Here is a 20,037-nt window from a genome sequence, read left to right as displayed (position 1 = left end):
CGCATGGTCCGGCTCCGGGTCCGACCGCCCGGCGTTATAGAATGCCAACGCCCCTCCCACAACTCCAAAGGCGCGTCCCGTGCAAGAGCAACACGCTTTCCCGTTTTTCCGGGAAATCATTCTATTCCTGATCCTCGCCGGCATCCTCATCCCCACGCTGCAGCGCCTGCGCATCAACCAGGTGCTCGGCTTCCTGGCCATGGGCGCCCTGGTCGGCCCCTTCGGGCTGGGACTGCTCGCGGCCCAATTCCCGTGGCTGGCCTGGCTCACCTTCCCCACCGGCCAGGGCATGTCGATGCTGGCCGAAATCGGCGTGCTGTTCCTGATGTTCATGATCGGACTCGAACTGTCGGCGGCGCGCCTGTGGTCGATGCGCGCCTGGGTCTTCGGCGCCGGCACGGCGCAGGTGCTGGCCTGCGCGGCGCTGATCGGCGGCGCCCTTGCCCTGCTCGGCCAACCCTTCGCCACCGCCGCCATCCTCGGGCTGGTGCTCTCGCTGTCCTCGACCGCGGTCGTGATGCAGCTGATGAGCGAACAGGACAGCACCGGCAGCCGGCTCGGCCAGGCGGCATTCGCCGTGCTGATGCTGCAGGACCTGGCCGTGGTGCCGATCCTGGTCGTCATCGGCGTGCTGGCGCGCGGCGGCGGCGACGGCGCCGCCACCATGGCCCTCGTCACGCTGGCGAAAGCCGGCGGCGCCATCGCGCTCATCTACCTGATCGGCGGGCGCGTGATCCATCCGCTGTTCAAGGCCTTCGCGCGCCACCGCCAGCCGGACGTCTTCATGGCGCTGATCCTGCTCAGCACCTTCGGCATCGCCGGCCTGTCGGCCGCCGCCGGCCTGTCGATGGCGCTGGGCGCGCTGATCGCCGGCCTGCTGCTGGCGGAAACCGAATTCCGGCACGAGGTCGAACTGATGGTCGAGCCCTTCAAGGGCCTGCTCATGGGCCTGTTCTTCATGACTGTCGGGATGGGCATGGACACGCGCCAGGTCGCCGAGGCGCCGCTCTGGCTGGCGGCGGCCGTGCTCGGCCTGGTGGCGATCAAGACGCTCGTGGTGACGCTGCTGTTTCGCGCCGGGCGCCTACCCTGGGGCCGCGCCGTCGAAGGCGGGCTGCTGCTGGCCCAGGGCGGCGAATTCGCCTTCATCGTGCTCGGCTACGCGGTCACGGCCAAGCTGCTCGATCCGGGCCTGGCCGCGCGCGTGATGCTCGCGGTCGGCCTGTCGATGTTCATCACGCCGATGCTGGCGCGCCTCGGGCGCGCGATCGGCGAACGGGGCGAGCGCGCCGCGCGCGAGCGTTCGGTCCGGCACGACGAGAACAAGCTGGCCGCCGCGCGCGGCCAGATCATCATCGCCGGCTTCGGGCGCGTCGGCCAGCAGCTGGCCAAGCTGCTCAAGGCGCAGGACATTCCCTTCATCGCCTTCGAGAACGACGCCGCCGTGGTCTCGCGCCTGCATGCGCAGGGCATCCCCGTCTTCTTCGGCAATGCCGCGCGTCCGGAACTGCTGCGCCTGGTGCAGGCGGAGGCGGCGCCCGCCATCGTGCTCACCATGGACAATCCCGCCTCCTCGCTGCAGGCGGTCAAGGGCATCCGCCGCGAATTCGCCGAGGTGCCGCTGTTCGTGCGCTCGCGCGACGAGCGCCACGCGCGCACGCTCAAGCGCGCCGGCGCGACGGTGGTCGTGCCCGAGACCCTGGAAGCGAGCCTGCAGCTGTCGGCATTTGTGCTGGAATCGATGGGACTGGACGAGCGCACCGTGGACGACATCGTCGACCGCGAACGCGACCTGTTCGCCGAGCAGCTCAACGACGCGGGCCTGCGCGAACCGGGTCACCGCACCTCGGACTGAGCCGGCCCGCGCCGCCGGGCCGGCCCCGGCGCGGACCGCCGAACGCGGCCAGCTATAATCGCGGCTCGACAACCTGGCAAACGAAATCATGACAGCTACCGCTAACGTCAACGGCGCGCCCAAGGCGCTGGGCCATATCCGCGTGCTCGATCTGTCGCGCGTGCTGGCCGGCCCGTGGTGTTCGCAAAACCTGGCCGACCTCGGTGCCGACGTGATCAAGATCGAGCGCCCCGGCAGCGGCGACGACACGCGCGCCTGGGGGCCGCCGTACGCGAAGGACGCCCAGGGCCGCGACACGAGCGAAGCGGCCTACTACCTGTCGGCCAACCGCGGCAAGCGCTCGGTGACGGTCGATATCGCCAGCGCCGAGGGCCAGGCACTGGTGCGCGAACTGGCGCTGCATGCGGACGTGGTGATCGAAAACTACAAGGTCGGGCAGCTCGAGCGCTATGGGCTGGACTACGCGTCGCTGAAAGCCGTCAAGCCGGACCTCGTCTACTGCTCGATCACCGGTTTCGGCCAGGACGGCCCGTACGCGCACCGCGCCGGCTACGACTTCCTGATCCAGGGCATGGGCGGCCTGATGTCGGTCACGGGCGAGCGCGACGAGCTGCCCGGCGGCGGCCCGCAAAAGGCCGGCGTCGCGCTGACCGACCTGATGACCGGCATGTACGCCACCGTTGCGGTGCTGGCCGCGCTGACCCACCGCGACCGCACCGGCGTTGGCCAGTACATCGACATGGCGCTGCTGGACACGCAGGTGGCGATGCTGGCCAACGTCGGCAGCAATTACCTCAACAGCGGCAAGGCGCCTGCACGCTGGGGCAACGCGCACGCCAACATCGTGCCCTACCAGACCTTCGCCTGCCTCGATGGCCACATCATCGTGGCAGCCGGTAACGACGGCCAGTACCGGAAGTTCGTCGAAGCCGGCGGACGGCCGGAACTGGCGGCCGATCCGCGTTTCGCGACCAACCCGCAGCGCGTGGCCAACCGCGACGTGCTGGTGCCGCTGCTGGCCGGGATGGTCGCCACGCGCCGGCGCGACGAATGGATCGCGCAGCTGGAAGCGGTCGGCGTGCCTTGTGGACCGATCAACGACGTCGGCGAAGTCTTCGCCAACGAACAGGTGCGGGCGCGCGGCATGGCGGTCGAACTGGCGCATCCGGCGGCCGGCAAGGTCACGCTGGTGCGCAGTCCGATGAAGCTGTCGTCGACACCGGCGACGAGCGACAAGGCGCCGCCGCTGCTCGGCCAGCATACCGACGACGTGCTGCGCGAGGTTTTAAGCAGGAGTGGCGACGAGATTGCGGCGCTGCGCGCGCGCGGAGTGGTGTAAGAACCTGCCCCAGCAGGAAATGAGTCCTTGCCGGCGCGCGTGATCGCGGGTCATGCGCGCGCCCGGCCGCGTGCCCCGGCCGGGTGCGCGGGTGGTACCTGCCTAGTGCAGCTTGTGCTTGAAGTCCGACAGCTCGGCATGCACGCGGGTGACGACCGCCTCCACATGCGCCGGCATGTGCGACGACGACCGGCTGATGCGCTTGGCTTCGTCGCCCATGTCTTCCAGGCTGTCGACGCACTGAACGATGCGTGCCTCATCGTTCGACTGCATCACGTCCTGCGCCTGCCTCACCTCGCGCGAAATACGCTCGATACATGCGCGCATTTCCGGCGGCGTATCCTGCGACGCCTTGCAGGCCTGTTCGGCTTCGCCGATGGTCTGCTGCAGGTGATTGTAACGTTGCTGAATTTCACTGGCTTGCAGCATGATGACCTCCTCAACATAAAGAGAGCAGCTTATTTTAGCGCTGGATCAAGAATGCGTGCGCGCCGTACGCACTGACCGATGCCAATAGGTACTGTCCCGCCTTCAAACATGCCTGGGCCGGTCCAGTGCGCACTGCCAGCCGCACGACGCCTGCTGGTTCAGCCGGATGGCGTCGCAGCGGAAGTCTCGAGCGGCGCCAGGCCGCGCAGGCGCAATGCGATCAGCATGGCGGCCACCAGCACGGCGCCGAGCAGGCCGACGACGCCGGGCCAGCCGGCGTACTCCCAGGTGTAGCCGCAGACCCAGCCGATCACGCTCGAGCCGAGGTAGTAGAAGAAGAGATAGAGGGCCGAGGCCAGTGCCTGCGGGGCGCGGGCGCGGCGGCCGACCCAGCTGCTGGCGACCGAGTGCGTGGCGAAGAAGCCGAAGGTGTAGAGGCCGACGCCGACGACGACCGCGGACAGGTTGCCGAACAGCGTCAGCAGGAGGCCCGCGAACATGACCGACATCACCAGCCACAGCACGTTGCGCCGGCCCAGGCGGTCGGCCAGGCGCCCGGCCCAGACCGAACTGAAGATACCCAGCAGGTAGAGCACCGACAAGGCGCCGACCGCGCTCTGGCGCAGGCCGAATTCGGGCCCGAGCAGGCGGTAGCCGATGTAGTTATACAGGCTGACGAAGGAGCCCATCAGCAGGAAGGACAAGGCGAACAGCCAGGGCAGGCCGGCGTCGCGGCCGTGGTTGCGCACGCCCTGGACCAGGCCTGCGAAGCCGCCCTGCCCGGGCCGGAAGCGCTTCGAGCCCGGCAGGCTGCGCCAGAATTCCCAGGCTGCATACAGGCCGGCCGCGCCCATCACGCCGAGCGCGGCGCGCCAGGACCAGAAATCGCTGATCACCGAGGCCAGCACGCGCCCGAACATGCCGCCGAAGGCGCTGCCGCTGATGTACATGCCCATCGACAGGCCGAGCGAGCCGCCCTCGATTTCCTCGCTCAGGTAAGCCATCGCGATGGCCGGCATCCCGCCCAGCATGAAGCCGAGCAGCGCGCGCAGGATCAGCAGCTGGGTATAGTCGCTGGTGAAGGCGGCCAGCAGCGTGAGCAGGCCGCCGCTGAGCATGGAGGCGGCCATCATGGGCTTGCGCCCGAAGCGCTCGGACAACACGCTCGAGATCAGCAGCGAGACCGCCAGCGTGGCGGTGGAGATCGACAGGGCCAGGCTGCTCTGGGCGGGGGTCAGGGAAAAGTCGCGCGCGAGCAGCGGCATCAGGGGCTGCACGCTGTAGAGCAAGGCGAAGGTGGAAAAGCCGCCGAAGGCCATGGCGCGGTTGATGCGCTTGAAATCGGCACTGCCGGCGGCGATGGCGGAAGAAGACATGGGCAATCCTGGAACTCGACCGCACATGATACCGAAGAATCGCAACGGCCATCGGCGCCCGCCTGCGGCGCCGGCAAGCGTCGAACTCAGGGATACTCGGTATCGAGCTCCGACCCCGCATAGTTCTCCAGCTCGGCGATCAGCTGGGTCATCGGCGCCTTGGTCCGGATGCTCTGCAGGACGGTACAGTGATCGCGGTACGAGGCCACGCGCTCGGCGATGACGGCGCGGTGCGGGGCGGGGATTTTTTCGAGGAAGGCGGCCCAGCCGGTCTCGTAGTCGGGATCGTTCTTGCGCACCGATTTCACGAAACGCTCGAAATCCTTCTGGCCGGCGCGCGCGACGACGGTGCCGCCCTCGACGGCGAAGATGACGGCCAGCGCGATCACGCCTTCGGCGTTCAGGTCGGGGTCGGCGATCGGGCCTTCGTAGTGGTGCTTGCGCAGCCAGCGGGCGGCCTGCACGATCGCTTGCACGCCCTCGCGCTGGCGCACCTGGCCGAGATAGCGGTCGTAGCCGGTCCAGGTCTCGCCCGGATCGGCGGTGCAGATGTCGACGAAGAGTTCCTTCAGGCGCCGGCTCGCATACACCGGGTCGTTGTCGTATTCGCCGACCAGGCTGTCCTCGGGCAGCGCCGACAGTTCGCGGATCATGCGAAAACCGGCCTGGAACACGTATTCGGCGCCGTCGGCGACCAGGATGTCGAGCGCCGCGATGTCGCTCTCCTCCTCGCCGCCGTTGCCGACCAGCTGTTCGAGGCCGAGCGACATGCCGCCCACCGTCAGCAGCAAGGCGCGCTGGATGCCTTCGGCGGTGCGGTCGTTGGTGAACTTCTCGGCCACCATCGCGGTGATCGACGCGAGCTCGTCGGCCAGGCCGATCGCCTCTTCGGCGTCGGCATGGGTCGGCAGCAGCCGGATCGCGCGCACCAGGCGCGGCAGCTTTTCAATGACGATGGCGGGCAGCATCGATGGCGATCCGCTCACGAAAAGATGTCCGAACCGATGCTCTTGCGGGTGCTGCGGCGCGGCATGGTGCGCACCGACGGCACCTGCTTGCGCAGGCGGTACAGCAGGTCGCGCGTGCTGCGCTGCTGGAAATCCGGGTCTTCGTCCGGGTCGTCCGGGAATTCGGCGTCGGCCATCTCGGCACTATGGCGGAACTCGGGGAAGAGTTCGATCAGCGAGCGCTCCCAGCCGTCCTCGCTGGCTTTGGCCAGGTCGATCGCCATCGGCACGATATCGCTGTCGGACGAGGTCTGGCCCGTTACGTAGCGGCCCTTGGCGATGATCTCGCCGGCCACTTCCAGGATTTCCTTCGGCGCCAGCGACCAGAGGATGGCGAACACGGTCGCGCCGTGGTCGGTGGCCGAGGCCTCCATCAGCAGCTCGTGGCGGCGGTCTTCGTCTTCGGTCGCGTAGACGACGCCGTGCACGTGGTTGAACAGGCCCTCGGCGATGCGCTCCGGGTCGTCCTCGATCATGTTGTCGGGCCAGGTCGCCGCCATGTAGGCCAGGCTGTCGGCCCAGGCCTTGGGCGGCACCAGCAAGGTCGCCAGCGAGGTCTTGCCGCCGTCGAAGCCGGCCAGGTGCAGGGCCGTCACTTGCGGCGGCAGCGTCGCCAGCACTTCGGTCACGGCATAGTCGCCGTGTTCGTCGGCCGCCTGCGAGAACGCTTCTTCGGCGTGTCCCAGCGAGCCGGCCAGCACCAGTTCGCTGACCTGGCGGGTCAGTGCCGGCAGGTTGGCGCTCGTGCTTGCGCCCTTGCGTGCATCGTCGCTCATTCGCGTTCTCCTTCGCCATCGAAGATCCCGGTGAAGTCTTCCGAGACCATGCCTTCGTCGTCGTCGCCGGTGTCGTCGCCGTCGTCGCCCTTGGCCAGCTGCTCGAGCGACTGGTCGTCGTCTTCCCAGCGCTGCTGGTGCTTGAAGAGGAAAGCGGTGATGATCGCCTGGCGCGCCAGCTCCGGGTGGTTTTCCGTCATCGAGGCGTACATCGCCGCGCCTTGCTCGCCCGTGCACTCGGCCATGGCGAACACCTTGTCGGCACCGTCGCCCTCGTAGTCGGCCGCTTCGCGCAGCAGGCCCTTCGGGTCGAGGAACCTGATCTTGTCAACGAGGGCGAATGCCATCAGGTTGACGTCGTCGATGCCCGAACCGCCGGCATATTCCGACACCAGGGCGTCGACCATCATCTGGTAATTTTTTTTGTTCGGCGGGTCGCCCAGCGTGCCATCGATCTGGCCCTCCAGTTCGCGCGACTGGTAGGCGAATTCGGGATGTACTCTTTTCATGTTCTGTCCTGTAAATGCAATGGGTGCGGCCGCGCTGTCGTGCGCTTCAGACCTGGAGCGTGACGCCGTTGAGCGCGAACAGCGAGCGCCACAACTCGAAGGCTTCGGCTTCGGCGTCGAGCACGATGCGGTGGTTCACGCTCTGGTTGTATTCGTCGCGCCGGGCCGGGTCCGACAGGATTTCGTAGGCCTTGGTGACGGCCTTGAAGCGCGCCTCCGCGCCCGGCGCATCGTTGCGGTCGGGGTGATAGCGCATCGCCAGCGAGCGGTAGACCTTCTTGATCTCTTCGTCGCCGGCATTCGGCGCGACGCCAAGGATCGCGTATAAATTTTCCATTTTGGAACTCTCCGGCTGCTGCCGATTCACCGGCAAAACGGGATTATCCTATAGAAAACGCCAACGTGACAGGAAGGCCGCAGGCCCGGTGCACCGGGCAGGCGCCGGAAAGCACCTGATATCGGTGGCCAGTATGATCCCCGCCAGGCAGGCGAACCGTGCGCTCGGCCACATAGCCCGACCCTGGCATGACCTGTCTACGGTAAAATGCGAGCAACTTTACCTATTCAACACACCATTCATGAGTAACGACAAGAACAAGGCGGCGGCCAGCGTGCCGCCGTCGAATTTTCTTCGCGCCATCATCGACCATGACCTGGCGGCCGGCACCCATACCCGCGAAGGCATGCCTTCGGTCATTACCCGCTTTCCGCCGGAGCCGAACGGTTACCTGCACATCGGCCACGCCAAATCGATCTGCCTCAATTTCGGCCTGGCGCGCGATTACGCCGGCCGCTGCCACCTGCGCTTCGACGACACCAATCCGGAGAAGGAAGACCAGGAATACGTCGACACGATCATGGATAGCGTCAGGTGGCTTGGTTTTTCGTGGGAGCAAGGCGGCGAGGAATTCCTCCACTACGCCAGCGATTATTTCGGCAAGCTCTACGAGATTGCCGAATACCTGATCCAGAAAGGCCATGCCTACGTCGACAGCCAGAGCGCCGACGACATGGCGCGTAACCGCGGCAACTTCGGCACGCCGGGCACCAATTCGCCGTTTCGCAATCGCCCGGCCGAAGAATCCCTGCAGCTGTTTCGCGACATGAAGGCCGGCAAATACAAGGACGGCGAACACATCCTGCGCGCAAAGATGAACGAGGACGCGATGTCGTCCCCGAACATGACCAACCGCGACCCGGCCCTGTACCGCATCCGTCATGCGCACCACCACCGCACGGGCGACGACTGGTGCATCTACCCGATGTACGACTACACCCACCCGCTCTCGGACGCGCTCGAATCGATCACCCATTCGATCTGCACCCTCGAGTTCCAGGACCACCGCCCGTTCTATGACTGGCTGATCGCCACCGTGACCGAAGGCGGCTTCTTCACGCCGCCGGTGCCGCGCCAGTACGAAATGTCGCGCCTGAATCTGACCTATGTGGTCATGTCCAAGCGCAAGCTGCGCCAGCTGGTCGACGAAGGCATCGTCGCGGGTTGGGACGATCCGCGCATGCCGACCATCGTCGGCCTGCGCCGCCGCGGCTACACGCCGGAGTCGATCCAGCTGTTCTGCGAGCGCATCGGCGTGTCGAAGTCCGACGGCTGGATCGACATGAGCACCCTGGAAGGCGCGCTGCGCGACGACCTCGATCCGAAGGCGCCGCGCGCGATCGCCGTGCTGCGTCCACTGAAGCTCATCGTCGACAACTTCCCGGACGGCGAGGCGCACGAGTGCACTTCGCCGGTCCACCCGCACCACCCGGAAATGGGCGTACGCACCTTCCCGTTCACGCGCGAGCTGTGGATCGAACAGGAAGACTTCATGGAAACGCCGGCCAAGGGCTATTTCCGCTTCACGCCGCCCGTGGGCGGGCAGCCGGGCAGCCGCGTGCGCCTGAAATACGGCTATGTCGTCGAATGTACCGGCTTCGACAAAGATGCCGACGGCAAGGTCACGGCCGTGCACGTCAATTACTTCCCGGATTCGAAATCGGGCACGCCAGGCGCGGACAACTACAAGGTCAAGGGCAACATCACCTGGGTCAGCGCGGCCTGCGCCCTGGCATCGGAAGTGCGCCTGTACGACCGCCTGTTCCTCGATGCCCAGCCGGACGCCGGCGGCAAGGATTTCAAGGCCCTGCTGAACCCGAACGCGCTCGAGACGGTGACCGCCTACCTCGAGCCGGGCATGGCGGCGGCGGCGCCCGAGCAGCGCTTCCAGTTCGAACGCCACGGCTATTTCGTGGTCGACCAGGCCGACTCCACGCCGGGCAAACCGGTGTTCAATCGCGTGACGACCTTGAAGGACAGCTGGGCAAAATAAGCTGCCCCGCACGACTGCTCCGATCCCGCCCGGGTTTTCTCTTGGCGGGATTTTTTTCGACCACGCCGTTCCCATTGCGTCACCTAGCAAGTCTGCCAGGTTTCAGCGTGCGCAGCTTGCGCGATTCTGATTCAAATCAATGAGCATAATGCTACGGGATTGGACATGGGGATCACACGCAGCTGGATCACGAAATTCAATGCAATCGGCATGGGTTCGTGGATGGGCGCGTTGCTGTCGCTCAGTGTCGGCGTCGCCCTGTACATCAGCACCAGCCAGGCGATCGAAAACGACGCCCGGACGCGCTTCGACCATATGGCGCGCAGCGTCCAGTCGACGCTCGATGGGCGTTTCAAGACCTATGCAGACTTGCTGCGCAGCACGGCCAGCCTGTTCCTGACGACCGAGCAGGTCACGCGCGAAACTTTCCAGCGCTATGTCGCGGGCCTCGACTTGCCGCACCATTTCCCCGGCGTCGAGTCGATCAATTTTGCCCAGTACCTCACGGATGCCGAACGCGATCGGTTCGAAGCGCACATGCTGCGCAATATCGACGGACGCGGGCGCAACGCGAGGATCCTGCCCGAGGGCCGGCGCACCGAGTACACGGTGCTGACCTTCGTCGAACCGGGGACGACCTGGATCAAGCGGATCGGCTTCGATTTGCACACGGCGATAGGCGCTGTGGAGCTCCTGGCGCATTCTCGCGACACCGGGGAAGTGTTGACGTCAGGCGCCCCGGTCAATGCAGGATCGCTGGTCATCGGCCTGACGATGCGCTTGCCCGTGTATGGCGCTCCCATGCCGTTGCCGGAGGTGGGCCAGCGCCGCGCCGCCTATCTTGGTACGGTTGGGATCGGGTTCAGCGTTGACAGCCTCGCTCAAGGCGTGCTCGACAATATGCCAAGGAACGCGACGCGGCTCGTGATCTCCGGCACGGCTCCGGGCAAGGAACCCGGCAGTGCGGCCGGTGGCTACCGCCGCAACGTGTTCTTCGACAACCGCCCGGGCCTGGCCGCGGACGAGCAGGTCGAATTCCGCGCGCGCTTGCCGGTCGGTGTGGACGGACGTGGCTGGGACATCGATTTTAGCGTGACGAAGCGCAGCCTGTATTCCAGGCTCGACCGCGCCCTGCCCTGGGTTGCGATGCTGGCCGGGATAATCGGCACCGCCCTGCTGTATGCACTGTTCCAGACGCTCAGTTGCTCGCGCCGGCACGCCATTGGCCTGGCCGAGGAAATGACCGGCGAATTGCGCGCCAGCGAAGCGAAACTGAAAAAAACCAACGAGAACCTGCGGCGCCTGGCCGCCCACGCGGAAAACATCAAGGAGAGCGAACGCAAGCGCATTGCGCGCGAGATCCACGACGACCTCGGCCAGAACCTGCTGGCGCTGCGTATCGAAGTCGACCTGCTCGCGTCGCGCACCGGGCGCCATCCGCACCTGAACGCGCGCACGCGCTGGATGCTCGAGCAGATCGACGCGACGATCAAGAGCGTTCGCCAGATCATCAACGACCTGCGCCCGAACGTGCTCGACCTGGGCCTGACGGCGGCGGTCGACTGGCAGATCGCCGAGTTCCAGCGGCGCACCGGCCTGAGCTGCGAGCTGGTGTCGCACAACCATGACCTGCATGTGAGCGACCGCTGCGCGACGACCCTGTTCCGCATCCTCCAGGAATCGCTGACCAATGTCTCGCGCCACGCCCGCGCCACCAAGGTGCGGGTCGAACTGGCCGTCGACCCCGAATCGATCTCGATGACCGTCAGCGATAACGGTGTCGGCCTGACCAAGGCCGGCGGGCAGAAGCCGGGCTCGTTTGGCCTGGTCGGCATCGAGGAAAGGGTCCGCATCCTGAGCGGCAAGTGCATCATCACCAGCGGTCCGCAAGCCGGTACGACGGTCCATATCTCGATCCCTGCGGCGAACAACCTGCTGTCCGTCTCCTATGTACCGGCATCGCCCGCCACGCCCCATCCCGCCTTCGACAGCATGTAGGCGCAGCGACTTGAATCTTGTAGGCCTACTGCCCGTCCTGCTGTAGGCGAATTTGCGACAAAAATTTATTGACACGATTCAACTTGCGGAAAATCAACGATTTTCGGGCGCTTGAAGCCGACAATTCATCTCAGTGCTTCGCGTCAATACTGACAGTCAAGCTTACCCGGAGGAGGACTAACCATTTGCCAGCACCACTACATCGATCGCCGGTATGCACACTCGAAATAACGATGCAGTCGCCAAAACAAAAGGATAGATCATGATCTCGAACAACGACTTCGCCCTCATCGCCGCCCTGGATTTGAACCCGATCAAAACAAAACTGATGCACAAGGAGTCCGGCGAGGGCTGGTCCCTGGAACGTGCGAATGCCATCGAGACCGAGTACCGCCGCTTCCTGTACCTGATGAAGGCCTTCCCGCATGTGCCGACGGCCCCGCTCGTGGACGTCGACACCTTCTGGCACTACCACATCCTCGACACGATGAAATACGCCCGCGATTGCCAGCAGGCCTTCGGTTACTTCGTGCACCACTACCCTTATCTCGGCCTGGTCGGCGAAGACGGCGCCGAAGAGCACAAGCAGGCTGGCGAGCGCATGCGCGAGTTATACGAGTCCACATTCGGTGTGTCGTATGTGCGTCCACTGCGGGCCGACGGCGTCCTGGAAGCCGCCGACGTGCAGACGGCCTGCGAGCCGGTCATGCGCAAAGCGGCGAACTCGGCATGGTGCGTCGGCCCGAGCGTCGTCAAGGCCGCCGATGTGCGGAGCGCATGGTGCGTCGGTCCGAGCGTCGTCAAGGCGGCCGATGTCCAGAGCGCCTGGTGCGTCGGCCCGAGCGTCGTGAAGGCGGCCGATGTCCAGAGCGCATGGTGCGTCGGTCCAAGCGTCGTCAAGGTGCGCGATGCCCAGACCGCATGGTGCGTTGGCCCGAGCGTCGTCAAAGTCGCCTGATATGCCACCGATCCCGGCGGCCGAACGCTTCATCGAAAGGTCGCCGGGGCAGGTATCGGGTGCGCCGGCCGCGCCGTCGTAGGCCGCGTGTAGCCAGCCCTGCCTGCCTCAGACACCGGCCCTTTCCGCCTGTGGCGCAATCGCCAAGCATCCACCGAGCGACGCAGTGCGCGCATGCCGCCGTCGCCAATTTCGTGCACGCCCAACAGTGCGCCTGGTGCATTAGGCAACACAAAAAGCCGACGCGGCTCGGGATACCAACTCAGGATTTCTTGTGACGCGCGCGCAGTTGCTGGCGTTCCTGGGTCTGCACCTTGTTCTGCCTGGCTTCGTACAGGGCCATCGCCTCCTTCCTGGCCTGCTCGACGGTACGCATCGCTTCGTGATCGTCGTGGGCGACGAAATAATCGTCGGCCTGGGCGTCGACGACCAGCTTGATGGCAGTCTCGTCGTCGAGTTCGTACATCTCGGTCAGCAGGGTGGTGACTTCGTCCAGGAAGGCTTCGTAGGTCAGGGTCGTCATGATGGGGCTCGTCTCGGAATGCTTGCGGAAAGGGCCGTCATTCTACCAGCGCCCACTGCGCCAGGGCGTGCTGGACGTCGGGATAGCGCAGGCGCACGCCGAGTTCGCGCCGCAGGCGCGTGTTGTCGAGCCGGCGCGACTCCGACATATACGACATCAGGAGCGGCGAGACCACTTCGCGCAATGCGGCGCGCGGCAGGCGCGGCGCACGCGGCAGGCCGTAGGCATCGGCCACCACGTCGAAATAGTCGGCCATCTTCAGGCGCGTATCGTCGGTGGCGTGATAGATCCGGCCGGGACGGGCGCGAAACAGCGCCAGCATGACGATGCGCGCCAGGTCGTCGGCCTGGATGTGGTTCGTATAGACGTCGTCTTGCGGGCGCAGCGCGGGCGTTCCCGCGTGCAGGCGCTTGAGCGGCAGGCGGTCATGCGCATAAATGCCCGGCACGCGCAGGATCGCGGCGCTGCTCCCGCTGCGCCTGGCCCAGGCGCGCAATACGCGTTCGGCGTCGACGCGCCGTTCGGCGCGCGCATTCTTCGGCGCCACGGGGCGCGTTTCATCGATCAGCGCCCCGCCGCAATCGCCATAGACGCCGCTCGTGCTCACATAAACGAGGCGCGCCCCCTCGGGTAGAATGGCGGTCACGTTGCGCGTACGGACATCGCGCGCGCCTGCCGCCGGCGGCGGCGCCAGGTGCACCACGTACCGTGCCAGGCCGCGCAGGCGCGCCAGGCTGGCCGGCCGGTCCAGGTCGGCGAGGATCGGCACGGCCCCGGCGGCGCGCAGGCGCGGGGCGTGTTCCGGATCGCGTGTGACGGCAAAGACGCGAAAACGCGGGCACAGCAGCGGCAAGAGGCGCATGCCCACATCGCCGCAGCCGATCAGGAGCAGGCGCGGACGGCCCAGGGGGTATTTATTGTTGTAGTTCATTTGAGGATTGTATGACGTTCCAGATCACTGTCCAGCCAAGCGGCACCCAATTTTCCTGCGAGGCCGACGAAACCGTGCTGGCCGCGGCGATTCGCGCCGGCGTCGGCCTGCCGTACGGCTGCAAGAACGGCGCCTGCGGTTCGTGCAAGGGCAAGGTGGTCGGCGGCGCCGTGACGCACAAGCCGCACCAGGGACGCGCCCTGTCGGAGCAGGAAAAACTGCAGGGCATGTCGCTGTTTTGCTGCGCGCTGCCGCAAGGCGACGTGGTGATCGAGGCGCGTGAAATCGGCGGCAGCAGCGATTACCCGATCCGCAAGATGCCGAGCCGGGTGCAGTCGATCACGCGCGCCGCGCCCGACGTCGCCATCGTCACGCTGCAGCTGCCGGCCAACGAGGCGCTGGCCTACCGCGCCGGCCAGTATGTCGAATTCCTGTTGAAAGACGGCAAGCGGCGCGCCTACAGCATCGCCTGCGCCCCGACCCTCGAGCGTCCGCTGGAGCTGCACATCCGTCACCTGGCCGGCGGCCTGTTCACCGACCACGTGTTCGGCGCCATGAAGGAACGCGACATCCTGCGCTTCGAAGGGCCGCTGGGCACCTTTTTCCTGCGCGAGGAGTCCGACAAACCGATCGTGCTGCTCGCTTCCGGCACCGGCTTCGCGCCGGTCAAGGCCCTGGTCGAACACCTGATGCACCTGAAGTCGGCCCGCCCGGTTCGCCTGTACTGGGGCGGACGCCGTCCGCAAGACCTGTACATGGACGAGCTGTGCCGGGCCTGGACCACGACCATGCCCGATTTCACGTACACGCCGGTCGTGTCCGACGCCCTGCCCGAGGATGGATGGAGCGGCCGCACGGGCTACGTGCACGCGGCGGTGATGCAGGATATTCCGGACCTGTCCGGCTACCAGGTGTATGCCTGCGGCGCGCCGGTGATGGTCGACGCGGCGCGCAAGGAGTATGCGGCGCAATGCGGCTTGCCGCCGGAAGAGTTCTTTGCGGATGCGTTCACGACGGAAGCGGATTTGGCGCAAGGGTAAGGGTGGACCCTGCTGTTTCCGGCGCCGCCAAAAACGGATCGCTTTCCTCATTGCAAGACGGATTGGGTATGCAGCCTGCGTACGGTACGCGGCAAACGTGGCAAAAAGTGTAAGATCGGCTTCAAGAACTTTGATAACGGGAGTCATCTTTATGCAAATCAATGTCAATACTGACCGTACTATCGACAAACACCAAGGCCTGGACGAGCACGTCCAGGCCATCGTGCAAAATTCCATTGGCCGTTTCGGCGAGCAGATCAACCGCGTGGACGTGCATCTGAGCGACGAAAACAGCCAGAAGCAGCTCGACGGCGGCAACAAGTGCATGATGGAAGCCCACGTCGCCGGCTATGCGCCGGTGGTCGTCACTGAACACGCGGTGAACCTGCACCAGGCCATTACCAACGCCGGCAACAAGCTCAAGCGCGCACTCGACAGCGCCCTGGGCCGCCTGGCCGACAAGGGCCGCCGCGAACCGCTGCCGCTCGACGTGATCGATACCGAGGACGAACTCGCGCCCGAACAGGACAAGAATCTCACCAGCGGCGCGTAAAGCCGGAACTGGAAAGAACGAGCGCGGCCTGGCCGCGCTTTTTTTACGTCCGCGTCCCTTCGAGCATCGCGTGCAGTGCGCGCAGGTAGCGCAAACCGGCCAATGCGCGGCTGCCATACCAGGACATCATTTCTCCATCGACCAGCAGCACTGGAATGCCGAGCTGCTTTTCGAGTGCATCCGCATGCGCCTCGGTGAACCGGTAGGGCTCGGTCGACAGCAGCACCGCGTCGAGCTTGCCAACCAGTTCGCTCGACCAGTCGAAGCGCGGATAGCGGCTCGCATCCGGCAGCGCCGGCACGTCCCAGCCGATTTCGCCGAGCATGCGCGCGATATAGGTGTCGTTCGAGACGCTCATCCACGGGTCTTGCCAGATGCAATACAGCACCGTGCGCGGCGGGCCGGCGGGCATGGCTTTGAGCAGGGCATATTCGGCCTCGAAGGCGGCGCACCAGTCTTCGGCCCGCTGCCCGGCGCAGAAGATGCCGCCCATTAGCCTTGCCAGGTCCAGGTTGTCGCGCGGCGCCAGCGGGTGGGTCACGACGACATGCGGCACGAATGCGGCCAGCGCCTCGGCCGTCGGTTTTTCGTTCTCGTCGATGTTGACGATCACGTGGGTCGGTGCGAGCTTGCGGATTTTTTCGAGGTTGACGTCCTTGGTGCCGCCCACTTTCGGGATCGCGGCAACCAGCCCGGCGGGATGGATGCAGAAGCCGGTGCGTCCGACCACCTGCCGCGCAAGGCCCAGCGCGCACAGCAGTTCGGTGATCGAGGGAACGAGCGAAACGATGCGCGCGTCCGGCGCCGGCGCGTGCGCGCGGCCGAGGGCGTCGATGGATGGATGGGGGGATGGATGCATGCCCGCTATTGGAACACCACTGTTTCCGAAACGCCAGCGGAACGCGGGGGAGGATGGTTTATCATGCCTTCATCCACACTACCCAGCCTGACGCGGAGGAACGTTTTGAAACTGATCGGACCATTTCGGGATTCGGGCTACACGGTGGACAACCTGGCGCTGTTTCGCGACGCCGACCTGGCTGCCGCCGCCCTCGCCTTGGCCGATTGCGAGGTGGTGCAAGTGGCCGCGGGCGAACCGATCGCGGACCCGGTGCGGGCGCGGCTGTACATCGTGCTGTCCGGCATGCTTGAAGTCGAGACCGACGGCCATGCCGGCAGTGCCGACGGCGGCGTCAACCGCATCATGCCGGGCGAGAGCGTGGGCGAACAGTCGGTGCTGGACGACGCCGCCAACCTCGACGCCGTGCGCGCGGTGGAAGAAACGCGGCTGCTGGTGATCGAATCGAAGCTGGCCTGGGAATTGATCGACCATTCGAACGCCGTGGCCCGCAACCTGCTGCGCCTGATGTCCTTCCGTATCCGCGCCGCCAATGCCCTGCTGCGCCGGCGCCAGAAGCTGGGCGAGTTCTATCGCCAGCTTTCGCTGAACGATACCCTGACGGGCTTGTACAACCGCGCCTGGCTGGCCGACATGCTGCCGAAACTGGTCGGTCGCGCCCGCGCCCAGGGCAGCCCGCTGGCCCTGCTGATGGTTGACCTCGACAATTTCAAGAAGTTCAACGACACCCACGGCCACCTGGTCGGCGACGCGGCCCTGTGCGCGGCCGCCAACGTGATCCGCGACGGCCTGCGTCCCTCCGACTTTGCGGTGCGCTATGGCGGCGAGGAATTAATGGCCGTGCTGCCAGAAACCACCGCCGAGCTGGCGCATATGGTGGCCGACCGCCTCTGCCAGCGGATGCGCGAAGCCGTGCTCTTTCCCGACATGCGCGTGCCGCTGCCGCACATCACTGCCTGTTTCGGCGTGGCCGTGCTCGGTCCGGACGGCGACGAAATCAGCCTGATCGAGGCGGCCGATGCCGCGCTCTACCGCGCCAAGGAAGCGGGCCGCAATTGTGTGAGCATGTGAGATTGACGCAAGCGCGCTTCGCACCGACAATCCGTGCCATTCTTGATTGTCCGTCAAGACCGCCCCACACAACGAAACGATGAGCACACATACTTTCCTCTGGCACGACTATGAAACCTTCGGCGCCCAGCCGCGCCGCGATCGGCCGGCCCAGTTCGCCGCGATCCGCACCGACGCCGACCTCAACGAGATCGGCGCGCCGCTGATGCTGTTCTGCCAGCCGGCCAACGATTACCTGCCCGATCCGCAGTCCTGCCTGATCACCGGCATCACGCCGCAGCAATGCCTGGAACTGGGCGTGCCGGAGCACGAATTCGCGCGCCAGATCGAGGCGGCCTTTTCCGAGCCGGGCACGGTGGGCGTCGGCTATAACACGATCCGCTTCGACGACGAGGTCACGCGCTTCCTGTTCTGGCGCAATTTGCTCGATCCCTATGCGCGCGAATGGCAACACAACTGCGGCCGCTGGGACCTGCTCGACGTCGTGCGCATGACCTACGCGCTGCGCCCGGACGGCATCGCGTGGCCGACGCATCCGGACGGACGTCCGAGTTTTCGCCTGGAAGACCTGACCCGCGCCAATGGCCTGGCGCACGAGTCCGCGCACGATGCGCTGTCGGACGTGCGCGCCACGATCGCCCTGGCGCGCCTGATTCGCAGCAAGCAGCCACGCCTGTTCGACTTCTGCCTCGAACTGCGCCGCAAGGACAAGGTCGCCAGCGAAATGGGCTTGCACCTGGAGCGCACGGCGCGCCAGCCTTTCCTGCACGTCTCGGGCATGTTCCCGGCCGAACAGGGTTGCCTGGGCCTGGTCTGGCCCTTGGCCCAGCATCCTGCCAACAAGAACGAGATCCTGGTCTGGGATTGCCGCCACGACCCCTCGGAACTGTTCGGTCTCGACGTGGACACGATCCGGCTGCGCCTGTTCACGCGCAGCGCCGACCTGCCCGAGGGCGTGACCCGGCTGCCGATCAAGAGCGTGCACCTGAACAAGTCGCCGATGCTGGTCGGGAACCTGAAAACACTGAGCGAGGCGCAGGCGACGCGCTGGGGTATCGACCTCGACCAGGGCCGCGCGCATGCGCGGCTGGCGGCGGACGGTCCCGACATGGCCGCCACCTGGGCCCAGGTCTACCAGAAGCCGGCGGCCTCGACCGCGACCGATGTCGACGAGGATCTGTATGGCGGTTTCGTCTCCAGCAGCGACCGCCGCAAGCTCGAAGCGCTGCGCATGCAGACGCCGGCCCAGCTGGCCAGCGCGCGTCCCTCGTTCGAGGACGAACGCCTGGCCGAACTGCTGCTGCGCTACCGCGCGCGCAATTTCCCCGAGAGCTTGAGCGAAGCGGAAATGGAACACTGGGAAGAACACCGCGCCGCCCGCCTGTTCGACGGCGCCGGCGGGGCGCGCACGATCGACCGCCTGTTCGGCGAGATCGATGCGCTGTCGGAAACGGCGGACGAGCGGGCCGAGGAGATCCTCGGCGCCCTGTACGAGTACGTCGAGGCGATTGCGCCGAGCAGGTGACGAGGCTGGCGGGCGTGGCGGGTCCGGCTGCCGCCGGCCTCGCCGACCGGCGCTCTACGCGCGCCGGTACCGGTTGATCTCATCGCGCGTCTCGCGCGCCACGCGCCGCGCGGCCGCCGCGAAATCCTCGCCGTCGTGCGCCGTCGCATACAGGATCGCGCGCGAAGAATTGATCATCATCCCGGTGCCATCGGCCGTACGGCCCGCGCGCACGGTTGCCTCGACGTCGCCGCCCTGGGCGCCGACGCCCGGCACCAGGAGCGGCATGTCGCCGACGATCTTGCGCACCTGCGCCAGTTCTTCCGGGAAAGTGGCGCCCACCACCAGCGCGCATTGGCCGTTGCGGTTCCACTTCTCCGCCACCAGGCGCGCCACGTGCTGGTACAGGGGTTGCCCGCCGACGTCGAGGAATTGCAGGTCCGAGCCGCCCGCGTTCGAGGTACGGCACAGCACGATCACGCCGCGGTCGGCCCATGCCATATACGGTTCGACCGAGTCGAAGCCCATGTAGGGATTGACGGTCACCGCGTCCGCGCCATAGCGCTCGAAGGCTTCGCGCGCGTACTGGTGGGCCGTCGCCCCGATGTCGCCGCGCTTGGCGTCGAGGATCAGCGGGATATGCGGATAGCGCTCGCGCAGGTAGCGGCAGATGGCCTCGAGCTGGTCTTCGGCGCCGAGGGCGGCGAAATAGGCGATCTGCGGCTTGAATGCGCAGGCGAGATCGGCCGTGGCGTCGATGATGGCGCCGCAGAACCGGACAATTGCGTCCGGTTGTCCCTGCAAATGGGCCGGGAAGCGGGTCAGGTCAGGGTCGAGGCCGACGCACAGCAGCGAATCGTTGCGGGTCCAGGCGGCGGAGAGTTTATTCATGAAATTCACGTTGGGCCCCTTGTAACAGTGTCATTGCAAACCCAATATTGTACCTGTCGCCCACGACCCGGTCCCGCTACAGGCCCGA

19 protein-coding genes are annotated in these 20,037 nt (G+C 66.1%); 9 read left to right on the top strand and 10 right to left on the bottom strand.

Annotated features, from left to right (window positions below; genetic code table 11):
* Nucleotides 1–79 precede the first annotated feature (79 nt).
* Nucleotides 80–1,855 carry a cation:proton antiporter domain-containing protein gene (locus tag ACFPOU_RS13395; RefSeq protein WP_379722006.1) on the top strand — a complete coding sequence of 592 codons (1,776 nt, stop codon included), beginning with the start codon at nucleotides 80–82 and terminating at the stop codon, nucleotides 1,853–1,855.
* An 88-nt stretch (nucleotides 1,856–1,943) separates the two neighbouring features.
* Complete coding sequence (locus tag ACFPOU_RS13390; RefSeq protein WP_379722004.1) at nucleotides 1,944–3,194, top strand: CaiB/BaiF CoA transferase family protein; 1,251 nt, start codon at nucleotides 1,944–1,946, stop codon at nucleotides 3,192–3,194.
* Between the two features lie 102 nt (nucleotides 3,195–3,296).
* On the opposite strand, the gene ACFPOU_RS13385 is transcribed toward ACFPOU_RS13390, so the two are convergent.
* From ACFPOU_RS13385 to ACFPOU_RS13360, 6 genes are all read right to left on the bottom strand, one after another.
* The gene (locus ACFPOU_RS13385) at nucleotides 3,297–3,623 is read right to left on the bottom strand and encodes a hypothetical protein (protein ID WP_379722002.1); all 327 of its coding nucleotides are present in this window, start codon (nucleotides 3,621–3,623) and stop codon (nucleotides 3,297–3,299) included.
* A gap of 158 nt (nucleotides 3,624–3,781) precedes the next feature.
* Nucleotides 3,782–4,999: an MFS transporter gene (locus ACFPOU_RS13380; RefSeq protein WP_379722000.1), complete on the bottom strand. Its 1,218-nt coding sequence runs from the start codon at nucleotides 4,997–4,999 to the stop codon at nucleotides 3,782–3,784.
* Nucleotides 5,000–5,085: 86 nt separating this feature from the next.
* Complete coding sequence (locus ACFPOU_RS13375) at nucleotides 5,086–5,967, bottom strand: hypothetical protein (RefSeq protein WP_379722465.1); 882 nt, start codon at nucleotides 5,965–5,967, stop codon at nucleotides 5,086–5,088.
* Nucleotides 5,968–5,981: 14 nt separating this feature from the next.
* Nucleotides 5,982–6,782 (bottom strand): hypothetical protein, encoded by an 801-nt coding sequence (locus ACFPOU_RS13370; RefSeq protein WP_379721998.1) that lies wholly within the window; start codon nucleotides 6,780–6,782, stop codon nucleotides 5,982–5,984.
* Nucleotides 6,779–7,291 (bottom strand): hypothetical protein, encoded by a 513-nt coding sequence (locus tag ACFPOU_RS13365; protein WP_379721996.1) that lies wholly within the window; start codon nucleotides 7,289–7,291, stop codon nucleotides 6,779–6,781. The genes ACFPOU_RS13370 and ACFPOU_RS13365 overlap by 4 nt, the downstream gene beginning before the upstream one ends.
* 46 nt (nucleotides 7,292–7,337) lie before the next feature.
* Nucleotides 7,338–7,628 (bottom strand): DnaJ domain-containing protein, encoded by a 291-nt coding sequence (locus ACFPOU_RS13360; RefSeq protein ID WP_379721994.1) that lies wholly within the window; start codon nucleotides 7,626–7,628, stop codon nucleotides 7,338–7,340.
* Nucleotides 7,629–7,869: 241 nt separating this feature from the next.
* Between ACFPOU_RS13360 and ACFPOU_RS13355 the strand changes: the two genes are divergently transcribed.
* The 3 genes from ACFPOU_RS13355 to ACFPOU_RS13345 all read left to right on the top strand — a co-directional run bounded on the left by ACFPOU_RS13355 (nucleotide 7,870) and on the right by ACFPOU_RS13345 (nucleotide 12,577).
* Nucleotides 7,870–9,621 (top strand): glutamine--tRNA ligase/YqeY domain fusion protein, encoded by a 1,752-nt coding sequence (locus ACFPOU_RS13355; RefSeq protein ID WP_379721992.1) that lies wholly within the window; start codon nucleotides 7,870–7,872, stop codon nucleotides 9,619–9,621.
* A 165-nt stretch (nucleotides 9,622–9,786) separates the two neighbouring features.
* Nucleotides 9,787–11,619: a CHASE domain-containing protein gene (locus ACFPOU_RS13350; protein WP_379721990.1), complete on the top strand. Its 1,833-nt coding sequence runs from the start codon at nucleotides 9,787–9,789 to the stop codon at nucleotides 11,617–11,619.
* A gap of 262 nt (nucleotides 11,620–11,881) precedes the next feature.
* Nucleotides 11,882–12,577, top strand: a complete 696-nt coding sequence (locus ACFPOU_RS13345; protein ID WP_379721988.1) for a glycine-rich domain-containing protein — start codon at nucleotides 11,882–11,884, stop codon at nucleotides 12,575–12,577.
* A 262-nt stretch (nucleotides 12,578–12,839) separates the two neighbouring features.
* Here ACFPOU_RS13345 and ACFPOU_RS13340 read toward each other — a convergent pair whose 3' ends face one another.
* Both ACFPOU_RS13340 and ACFPOU_RS13335 read right to left on the bottom strand, forming a co-directional pair.
* Nucleotides 12,840–13,100 (bottom strand): hypothetical protein, encoded by a 261-nt coding sequence (locus ACFPOU_RS13340; protein WP_379721986.1) that lies wholly within the window; start codon nucleotides 13,098–13,100, stop codon nucleotides 12,840–12,842.
* Nucleotides 13,101–13,137: 37 nt separating this feature from the next.
* Entirely contained in the window at nucleotides 13,138–14,031 is an 894-nt protein-coding gene (locus ACFPOU_RS13335; protein ID WP_379721984.1) for an SDR family oxidoreductase, read from the bottom strand.
* Nucleotides 14,032–14,042: 11 nt separating this feature from the next.
* Here ACFPOU_RS13335 and ACFPOU_RS13330 point away from each other — a divergent pair, with 11 nt between their 5' ends.
* On the top strand, nucleotides 14,043–15,071 hold the full coding sequence (locus ACFPOU_RS13330) for a CDP-6-deoxy-delta-3,4-glucoseen reductase (RefSeq protein WP_379721982.1): 1,029 nt from the start codon (nucleotides 14,043–14,045) through the stop codon (nucleotides 15,069–15,071).
* A 151-nt stretch (nucleotides 15,072–15,222) separates the two neighbouring features.
* Nucleotides 15,223–15,624, top strand: coding sequence for an HPF/RaiA family ribosome-associated protein (locus ACFPOU_RS13325; protein WP_379721980.1), 402 nt, complete (start codon nucleotides 15,223–15,225; stop codon nucleotides 15,622–15,624).
* A 43-nt stretch (nucleotides 15,625–15,667) separates the two neighbouring features.
* Here ACFPOU_RS13325 and ACFPOU_RS13320 read toward each other — a convergent pair whose 3' ends face one another.
* Nucleotides 15,668–16,483, bottom strand: a complete 816-nt coding sequence (locus ACFPOU_RS13320) for a helical backbone metal receptor (protein WP_379721978.1) — start codon at nucleotides 16,481–16,483, stop codon at nucleotides 15,668–15,670.
* A gap of 105 nt (nucleotides 16,484–16,588) precedes the next feature.
* Between ACFPOU_RS13320 and ACFPOU_RS13315 the strand changes: the two genes are divergently transcribed.
* The gene (locus tag ACFPOU_RS13315; RefSeq protein ID WP_379721976.1) at nucleotides 16,589–17,554 is read left to right on the top strand and encodes a GGDEF domain-containing protein; all 966 of its coding nucleotides are present in this window, start codon (nucleotides 16,589–16,591) and stop codon (nucleotides 17,552–17,554) included.
* Nucleotides 17,555–17,633: 79 nt separating this feature from the next.
* Nucleotides 17,634–19,079 carry an exodeoxyribonuclease I gene (gene sbcB / locus ACFPOU_RS13310; protein WP_379721974.1) on the top strand — a complete coding sequence of 482 codons (1,446 nt, stop codon included), beginning with the start codon at nucleotides 17,634–17,636 and terminating at the stop codon, nucleotides 19,077–19,079.
* A gap of 54 nt (nucleotides 19,080–19,133) precedes the next feature.
* Here sbcB and pyrF read toward each other — a convergent pair whose 3' ends face one another.
* Nucleotides 19,134–19,958 carry an orotidine-5'-phosphate decarboxylase gene (pyrF, locus tag ACFPOU_RS13305; protein ID WP_379721972.1) on the bottom strand — a complete coding sequence of 275 codons (825 nt, stop codon included), beginning with the start codon at nucleotides 19,956–19,958 and terminating at the stop codon, nucleotides 19,134–19,136.
* Nucleotides 19,959–20,037: the final 79 nt, after the last annotated feature.

Source organism: Massilia jejuensis (genome assembly GCF_042656795.1).
GTDB classification, from domain to species: Bacteria; Pseudomonadota; Gammaproteobacteria; order Burkholderiales; family Burkholderiaceae_D; genus Telluria; species Telluria jejuensis.
This window is presented reverse-complemented; position numbering and strand designations above follow the sequence as displayed.